Raw genomic sequence first — 8,325 nt, forward strand, 5'->3', positions numbered from 1 at the left:
AACGCGCTCGGCTGACAGGCGGCGCGGCGATCCGGCCGCGGCACCTGAAGCCCTTGAAGACCAGACGGGTTCATCAGCCCGTCGGAGGTGTGCGAGACACGCGCGCCTGACAACGACCGATCCGCGCACAGCACGCGGATGGAGAGGACGTCACACATGATGACCAAGAGAAAGCACCTCGCGACCGGGATCGCGCTGTTCGGCGCGAGCGCGCTGGCACTCACCGGATGCGCCGGCGGCGCCGGTGATGCCGGTGACAGCACCTCGAACGAGGGCGGTGCCGATCGCGCGATCGAGATCGCCGTCTTCAACGGCTGGGATGAGGGCATCGCCGCGTCGCACCTGTGGGAGGTCATCCTCGAGGAGCAGGGCTACGACGTCGAGCTGACGTACGCCGACGTGGCGCCGGTGTACGCCGGTCTGGCAGAGGGCGACTTCGACCTCGTCCTCGACACCTGGCTGCCCACCACGCACGCCGACTACATGGACGAGTACGGCGACGAGGTCGTCGACCTCGGAGCGTGGAACGACGAGGCGAAGCTCACCATCGCGGTGAACGAGGACGCCCCGATCGACTCGCTCGAGGAGCTCGCCGCGAACGCCGACATGTTCGGCAACGAGATCGTCGGCATCGAGCCCGGCTCGGGTCTCATGCGCATCACCGGCGACGAGGTCGTTCCCGGCTACGGCCTCGACGGCATGACCCTGATCGAGGCCTCCACCCCCGCCATGCTCGCCGAGCTGCAGTCGGCCACCGGCGCCGGCGAGAACATCGCCGTGACGCTGTGGCGTCCGCACTGGGCGTACAACGCATTCCCCGTGAAGGACCTCGAGGACCCGCAGGGTCTGCTCGGCGAAGCCGAGGGCATCCACTCGGTGTCGTCGAAGGACTTCGGCGACGAGTTCCCCGAGGTGAACGAGTGGATCTCGAACTTCGAGATGCCCAGCGACCTGCTGTACTCGCTCGAGGACGCCATGTTCAACGAGTACGACGGCGATGACTACGACGAGGTCGTGGCGCAGTGGATCGCCGACAACCGGGAGTGGGTCGAGGGCCTGACCTCCTGAGCCCGTCCCCGGTGGCTGGGCGAGCCGGCACGAAACGCTCGCTCAGCGGCCGGGGTGGTGCGGCTTGGGATGCACGACGCGCCCCGGGGCGTCTCCGGTTCCCCGCGAGGGCACCGGCCACGGCGGAGTCTTCGGCGGCGGGATCGTGCTCGGGCGCTTCACCGGAATCGGCTCGGGCTCCGGCTCCGCCGGCGCGGCCCCGCCGGACGCGGGTTCTGCCGGCGCGGTCTGCGATGCGAGGGGCGCGATCTCGAGCATGACCTTCTTCTCAAGCACCTCGATCGCCTCGTCCGAGATCGAGATGAGCCCGTCCAGCTCCTCGCGCACGCGCCGGTAGGCGAGCTGTCGCTCCGCCGGGGTCGCCGCCTCGTCGATGGCGACCGTCAGCAGCTGCTTCGCGGTGTCGAGTCGCTTGCGCTCGACCTCGGTGAAGCTCGAGTCGCGCAGGCGTCGCGCATCGCGCTCGGCGACGTCGAACGCGACCTCGAAGTCGGCGACGGCGTTGCGGTACTCGGCGAGCTCCTCGCTCGTCAGCCGTGCCTTGGCCGATGCCGGCCGCAGGCCGTCGGCGATGCGCTTGGCCCGCAGGTACGCCGCGGTCAGGGGCTGACGTCCGTCGCTCATCGCCGGGAACGCGATCATCTTCGCCACATCGAGCTCGTACTCGAGCCAACGCGCGGTGACCGAGTCGTGCGTCGCGAACAGGCGCTCGAGCTGCGTCGTCTGCGTCTCGCGGGCGGCGGAGCCGAGGCCGCCCATGCCGGCGGACACGGCGTCGTTCACGCTCTGTGTGATCGTCTCTCCGGTCACGGGCGGAAGGGATGCCGCTGCCACGGGCTTGCCGCGGGCCGCGGCCTGCGCCGCCTTGAGCTCGGCCTTCGCGTGCAGGACCTCCAGCCGTCGCTTGTGGCGACGGCGAGCACCTCGCTCCCAGGCGCTCCCGGCGGACGCCAGCACGCCGAAGAGCGGGAAGGCGAGCCACCAGTAGTTCCCGAGGAAGTCCAGGATGGGCTGCACCCTGTCATGGTAACGGCCAGACTCCGCCACCGCGCCGGGAGGTGGCTGCGGATCGGATCGCGGTTCAGCCGCGCGGCGGCTCGTCGGTCCGCGGCCCGGTGCCGCCCTGGCGCTTGGCGACGGCGTCGCGCACATCGGCGACGACCCGCGCCGCCTCGCCGATCGCGTCGGCCGCGCGGGGAAGCCACGTCGTGAGCGGTGTCGGCAGCGCGTCCCACGACAGGCTCGGCACGCTCTCGCGCGCGATCCCGTGCGCGTCGGCCTCGGCGGCCGCGAAGGCGGCCTCGGCAGCCTGCACTGCGTCGCGGTAGGCGAGGAAGGTCGCCGGTGTCACCTTGTCCTGAGTCGCCTCGGCGCGCAGGGTCTGCGCTTCGCGCTGGGCGCGCAGGAAGGCGAGCGTAGGCGGATGCTGCGGGTCCAGCATCTGCGGGAACGACAGCGCCTTGCCGGCATCCGTCTCGTACTCCAGCCACTTGGCCGTGACGGCGTCGTGGCGAGCCACCAGCTCCTCGATCGGCAGCGGTGCGCCGCGTGTCGTCGTGCGGTAGCGGACGACGCTCGCCTTGAGCCGGCCGCGCGTCGCCCGCAGCTTCAGCGCGGCGGAGCGCTCGGCGAGTTTGATGTCGGCGAGCCGGCGGCGCGCGTCGTCATAGGCCCGCACCCCCGAGGGGTCGCGTCGTGTCTTGGCGACCAGGACCTCCGCCTTGGCCGCGCGCAGATCGGCTTGAGCCGATTGCAGGGCCCGATATGCGGTGCGCTCCTCGTGACGGGCAGCATCGAGCTCGAGACGCCGAGCGCGGCGTCCGCGGGCGGTCAACCCGGCGTACGACATCGCTCCGACGCCGGCGGCCGCCGGAGCGACCCACCACCAGCTCGCCATGATGACGAGGATCGTCTCCACCCTGACATGCTATCCGCGCGTGCCGACGCCGTGGCCGGGAGTGTGCTGGAGGCTTCCGCCTCCCGCTGCACGCACAGACTGCGCAGAATCGCGCGAGAATCGTAGGATCGCGGGCGGATGCTGCGAAGCCGGCGTGATTCTGCGAAGTCTGACAACGTCAAGCCTCAGTACGGGCCGATCTCCATCGTGCCGCCGGAGCGGCGGCGGTCCGTCGCCTCGTAGACCGGGTTGCCGGGATCGGCGCCGGGGCCTCCCGGACGCGCCTGACGCGAGTCGTAGCTCTCGCGCGGCGGCGAGATGAAGTTCTTGATCCGCGTCCACAGGGACTGCTGCTTCGGGGCCATGAGGTCCTCCTGGCCCGAACCTACAGGCACGAGAGTCTCGCGGGGAAGCCTGCCCGGCGGGCTTCTCAGCCGAAGAGGAGGGCGAAGACGGTGGCGCCGCCGCCGACCAGGATGAGGGCGACGATCGTCACCCACGCGGTGATCTTGACCCGGCGCTGCCGTGTGTCGTTGAAACCGCTGTATTCTTCGTCGTCGGCCGCCATGAGTCGATCCTAGGCCGAGGGCTCCGACACCGTCGCGCCGAAGGCGGCGGGCAGCGTCGAGGTCGAGAGGTCGCGGAGCTCGGCGAGCGGCAGGGTGAAGAGGTCCTGCACCTCCAGGGCGGGCTCGTCGCCGTCTGCGGCGGCATCGGTCACGCCGATGCGCAGCACCGGGTAGCCGCGTCCCTCGCACAGGCCCCGGAACTTCACGTCGTCCTCGCGGGGCACCGAGACCAGCACGCGACCCGTGGACTCCGAGAACAGCGCGGTCGCGGCATCCACCCCGTCCCGCTCCATGATCTCGTTGAGCCAGACGCGGGCGCCGACGCCGAAGCGCATGACCGCCTCGGCCAGTGCCTGGGCCAGGCCGCCCGACGACAGGTCGTGCGCCGACGAGACGAGCGCCTGCTGGCCGGCCGCGTGCAGCAGCTCGGCGAGCTTCTTCTCGTTCGCCAGGTCGACCGCCGGCGGGCGTCCGCCGAGGTGGCCGTGGATCGTGCCGGCCCACTGCGAGCCCGACAGCTCGGTCGCCGTGACGCCGAGCAGATAGATGTTCTCGCCGGCGTCCTGCCACCCCGACGGGATGCGGCGGGCCACGTCGTCGATGATGCCGAGCACGCCCACCACCGGGGTCGGGAAGATCGGCTGGTCGCCGGTCTGGTTGTAGAACGAGACGTTGCCGCCGGTGACGGGAACGCCGAGCTCGAGGCATCCGTCCGAGAGTCCCTCGACGGCCTGCGAGAACTGCCACATGACCTCGGGGTTCTCAGGGGAGCCGAAGTTCAGGCAGTCGGTCACCGCGGTGGGCTCGGCGCCGGTGACGGCGACGTTGCGGTACGCCTCGGCGAGGGCGAGCTTCGCGCCCTGATACGGGTCGAGCTGGCAGTAGCGGCTGTTGCAGTCCGTCGCGATGGCGAAGCCGAGACCCGAGTGCTCGTCGACGCGGACCATGCCGGCGTCGTCGGGGAACGACAGCGCCGTGTTGCCCAGCACGTAGTAGTCGTACTGGTTGGTCACCCACGACGTGTCGGCGAGGTTCGGGCTCGCGACCAGCTGCATGAACTGACGGCGCAGCACGTCGGCGTCGAGATCGCGGGGAAGAGCGGATGCCGAGTCCTCGCGCAGCGCGTCGATCCACGTGGGATAGGCCACCGGGCGCTCGTAGACCGGCCCGTCCACGGCGACCGTGGAGGGGTCGACGTCGACGATCTGCTCGCCGTGCCAGAAGATCTGGAGGCGCCCGTCGCCGGTGACCTCGCCGAGGACACTCGTCTCGACATCCCACTTTTCGACGACCGCCAGGAAGGCATCGAGCTTCTCGGGAGCCACGATCGCCATCATGCGCTCCTGGCTCTCGCTCATCAGGATCTCTTCCGGCGTGAGCGTGGGGTCGCGCAGCAGCACCTTCTCGAGGTCGACGCGCATGCCCGATCCGCCGTTCGCCGCGAGCTCGCTGGTTGCACACGAGATGCCGGCGGCGCCGAGGTCCTGGATCGCCTCGACGAGCTCGGCCTTGTAGAGCTCGAGGCAGCACTCGATGAGCACCTTCTCGGCGAACGGGTCGCCGACCTGCACAGCGGGGCGCTTGGTCGGGCCGCCGTCGGCGAACGTGTCGGACGCGAGGATCGAGGCCCCGCCGATGCCGTCGCCGCCGGTGCGCGCTCCGAAGAGCACGACCTTGTTGCCGGCGCCCGAGGCATTCGCGAGCTTGAGGTCTTCGTGGCGCAGGACGCCGACCGCGAGCGCATTGACGAGCGGGTTGCCCTGGTACACGGCGTCGAAGACGGTCTCGCCGCCGATGTTCGGCAGGCCCAGGCAGTTGCCGTAGAACGAGATGCCGCTCACGACGCCGTGGACCACGCGCGCGGTGTCGGGATTGTCGATCGCACCGAAGCGCAGCTGATCCATGATCGCGACCGGGCGCGCGCCCATCGAGATGATGTCGCGCACGATGCCGCCGACGCCGGTCGCGGCGCCCTGGAACGGCTCGATGTAGCTGGGGTGATTGTGCGACTCGACCTTGAAGGTGACGGCCCAGCCCTCGCCGATGTCGACGACACCGGCGTTCTGGCCCATGCCCACCATCAGCCGGGTCTTCATCTCGTCCGAGACCTTCTGGCCGAACTGGCGCAGGTAGATCTTCGAGGACTTGTAGGAGCAGTGCTCCGACCACATCACCGAGTACATCGCCAGCTCGCCCGAGGTGGGGCGGCGGCCGAGGATCTCGCGGATGCGCTCGTACTCGTCGGGCTTGAGGCCGAGCGCCGCGAACGGCTGCTCCTTCTCGGGAGTGGCGGCGGCGTTGTCGACGGTGTCGGCCTGAGCAGTCTGAGAGGGGGTGGTCACGCGGCTGAGCTCCAGAGAACGGGGGATGCCGGACGCCGACAATCCTACCGGGGAGGAAGGTGTTGACATCCCGGGGCGGCGGGTCTAACGTACAACCAAATGGTTGTACGAATGGAACTCAGTGATGAAGAGATCGACCGCGTGTTCCACGCACTCGGGGCGGCGACGCGGCGCGACATCCTCCGGCGCACGATCGAGGGCGAGCTCTCGGTGTCTGCCCTCGCCGGCGACTACGACATGTCGTTCGCCGCGGTGCAGAAGCACGTCGCCGTCCTCGAGGCGGCCGGCCTCATCATCAAGCGCGCCGAAGGGCGCGAACGCCTCGTCCGAGCGGACCCGGCCATGATCGCCCGGGCTCGCGCGCTGCTGGCCCGCTACGAGGAGCTGTGGCGTTCCCGCATCGACCGCCTCGACGCCATCCTCGCCGAGCCGGAAGGCCCCGGAGCGGGCCCCCGACCCCCGACAGAATCCGATCCCACATCCACGCAAGGAGAATGACGATGCCCGTCACCGATGTCACCACCGACGCCGAAGCCCTCACCCTGACGCTGAAGGCCGAGTTCCCGGCCCCGGTCGAGCGCCTGTGGGAGGTCTTCACCGACCCCCGCCAGCTCGAGCGCTTCTGGGGCCCGCCCGGATACCCGGCCACCTTCACCTCGTTCGACCCGGTGGTCGGCGGCCGGGCCGGTTACCTGATGACCAGCCCGAAGGGTGAGAAGTTCTACGCGAGGTGGGAGTTCCTCGAGATCGATGGACCGCGTTCGCTGACGGTCCTCGACTCGTTCGCCGACGAGAACGGCGACGTGCGCGAAGACATGCCGACCTCGCGCATGACGCTCACCTTCGCGCCCACGGATTCCGGGTCGCGACTCGAGAGCGTCACGACCTTCACCTCCGCCGAGGCGCTCGAGCAGGTCGTGGCGATGGGAATGGTCGAGGGCTCGACGATGGCGATCAACCAGGTCGACCGCGTGCTGGAGGGCCTGCGCGCCTACGCCGCCGGCAAGGGCACGCAGACCGAGATCCTCGACGACACCCACGTGCGCATCACACGGCTCATCGAAGGACCCATCGACCTCGTGTGGCGGGCCCACCACGAGCCGGAGCTGCTGCGGCAGTGGATGCTCGGGCCCGACGGCTGGACGATGTCGGTGTGCGACGTCGACGCCACGGTCGGCGGCCGCTACCAGTACCAGTGGGAGCCGGTCGGCGATACCGAGGGCGAGCCCTTCGGATTCGACGGCGAGACGCTCCTGATCGAGGCGCCCCGCCGCTCGGTCACGACGGAGCACATGACGGGCACCGACTACCCGTCGACGCTCAACGACCTCAGCCTCGAGGAGGAGGACGGCGTCACGCTCATCACCGTCCTCATCGAGTACCCCGACAAGGAGACGCGCGACATCGTCCTCGCCACCGGCATGACCGAAGGCATGGAAGCCAGCTACGCACGCCTGGAGCGCACGCTCGTCGCAGCCTGAACCGCACGACGGTGAAGATCCGGATGCCTCGAAACGAGGCATCCGGATTCTCGTCCGTATTGTTGACGCGTGGACTTCTCCTTCGCCTTCACGCCCGACCTGATCGCCGTCTTCGTGACGCTGTTCGTGCTCGAGGTGGTTCTCGGCGTCGACAACGTCATCTTCATCTCGATCCTCGCGTCCAAGCTCCCCAAGGAGCAGCAGGCGAAGGCGCGCAACCTCGGGCTGACCCTCGCGATGGTGATCCGCGTCATCCTGGTGCTCTTCGCCGGCTGGATCATCACGCTGAAGGAGGAGATCTTCGTCCTCTTCGGGATCGGCTTCTCGTGGAAGGACCTCATCCTCATCGCGGGTGGACTGTTCCTCGTCTACAAGGCCGTGACCGAGATCCACCACAAGCTCGAGGGCGCCGAAGAGGGGCACGGCGGCGCCGGCCGCAAGGCGGTGACCTTCGGCTCGGTGCTCGCGCAGATCCTCGCGCTCGACATCGTCTTCTCGCTCGACTCCGTCATCACCGCCGTCGGCATGACCGAGAACCTGGTCGTGATCATCACCGTGGTGGTGCTGTCGTTCGGCATCATGCTCTTCGCCGCCCGCTTCATCTTCTCGTTCGTCAACAAGCACCCCACGGTGAAGATGCTGGCGCTGTCGTTCCTGCTGCTGATCGGCGCGTTCCTCGTCGCCGAGGGCTTCGGCTTCCACATCGACAAGGCGTTCATCTACGGCCCGATGGCCTTCGCGATCTTCGTCGAGGCGCTCAACCTCGTGTACTCGGCCCGCAAGGCCAAGCGCGCACAGAAGGAGCAGCACGCGGTCCAGCTGCGCCCGCAGTACCCCGACGTGGACGAGTCGGTCGCCGTGCACGCGGCGCTGTCGACCGACCCGAGGCACGGCTCGGTGGGCCTGTCGAACCGGCCCGTCGCCGGCGACGGCGACCCCGCGCCCGGCGGCGAGCGCCAGGGCCTCGG

Annotated in this window: 9 protein-coding genes; 4 read left to right on the top strand and 5 right to left on the bottom strand. The window is 69.4% G+C overall.

The window, feature by feature from the left end:
* Nucleotides 1-156: 156 nt before the first annotated feature.
* On the top strand, nucleotides 157-1,068 hold the full coding sequence (locus WYM_RS17015; RefSeq protein ID WP_019182053.1) for a glycine betaine ABC transporter substrate-binding protein: 912 nt from the start codon (nucleotides 157-159) through the stop codon (nucleotides 1,066-1,068).
* A gap of 42 nt (nucleotides 1,069-1,110) precedes the next feature.
* Here WYM_RS17015 and WYM_RS17020 read toward each other — a convergent pair whose 3' ends face one another.
* The 5 genes from WYM_RS17020 to purL form a co-directional block, all read right to left on the bottom strand.
* Entirely contained in the window at nucleotides 1,111-2,085 is a 975-nt protein-coding gene (locus WYM_RS17020; RefSeq protein ID WP_019182054.1) for a hypothetical protein, read from the bottom strand.
* A 64-nt stretch (nucleotides 2,086-2,149) separates the two neighbouring features.
* Nucleotides 2,150-2,986 carry a hypothetical protein gene (locus WYM_RS20675; RefSeq protein ID WP_019182055.1) on the bottom strand — a complete coding sequence of 279 codons (837 nt, stop codon included), beginning with the start codon at nucleotides 2,984-2,986 and terminating at the stop codon, nucleotides 2,150-2,152.
* Nucleotides 2,987-3,150: 164 nt separating this feature from the next.
* Nucleotides 3,151-3,330 (bottom strand): hypothetical protein, encoded by a 180-nt coding sequence (locus WYM_RS17030; RefSeq protein ID WP_019182056.1) that lies wholly within the window; start codon nucleotides 3,328-3,330, stop codon nucleotides 3,151-3,153.
* Between the two features lie 65 nt (nucleotides 3,331-3,395).
* Complete coding sequence (locus WYM_RS22035) at nucleotides 3,396-3,533, bottom strand: hypothetical protein (protein ID WP_019182057.1); 138 nt, start codon at nucleotides 3,531-3,533, stop codon at nucleotides 3,396-3,398.
* Between the two features lie 9 nt (nucleotides 3,534-3,542).
* The gene (gene purL / locus WYM_RS20680; protein ID WP_019182058.1) at nucleotides 3,543-5,876 is read right to left on the bottom strand and encodes a phosphoribosylformylglycinamidine synthase subunit PurL; all 2,334 of its coding nucleotides are present in this window, start codon (nucleotides 5,874-5,876) and stop codon (nucleotides 3,543-3,545) included.
* 111 nt (nucleotides 5,877-5,987) lie between these two features.
* Here purL and WYM_RS20685 point away from each other — a divergent pair, with 111 nt between their 5' ends.
* The 3 genes from WYM_RS20685 to WYM_RS20690 all read left to right on the top strand — a co-directional run.
* Nucleotides 5,988-6,374, top strand: coding sequence for a helix-turn-helix domain-containing protein (locus WYM_RS20685; protein WP_019182059.1), 387 nt, complete (start codon nucleotides 5,988-5,990; stop codon nucleotides 6,372-6,374).
* A gap of 2 nt (nucleotides 6,375-6,376) precedes the next feature.
* A complete protein-coding gene (locus WYM_RS17050; protein ID WP_026059898.1) occupies nucleotides 6,377-7,357 on the top strand; it encodes an SRPBCC family protein in 981 nt (326 codons plus the stop codon).
* A gap of 69 nt (nucleotides 7,358-7,426) precedes the next feature.
* The coding region (locus tag WYM_RS20690) for a TerC family protein (RefSeq protein ID WP_019182061.1) at nucleotides 7,427-8,325 on the top strand (899 nt) is incomplete at its 3' end.

The sequence above is a fragment of the Microbacterium yannicii PS01 genome (assembly GCF_000304335.1).
GTDB lineage: Bacteria > Actinomycetota > Actinomycetes > Actinomycetales > Microbacteriaceae > Microbacterium > Microbacterium yannicii_A.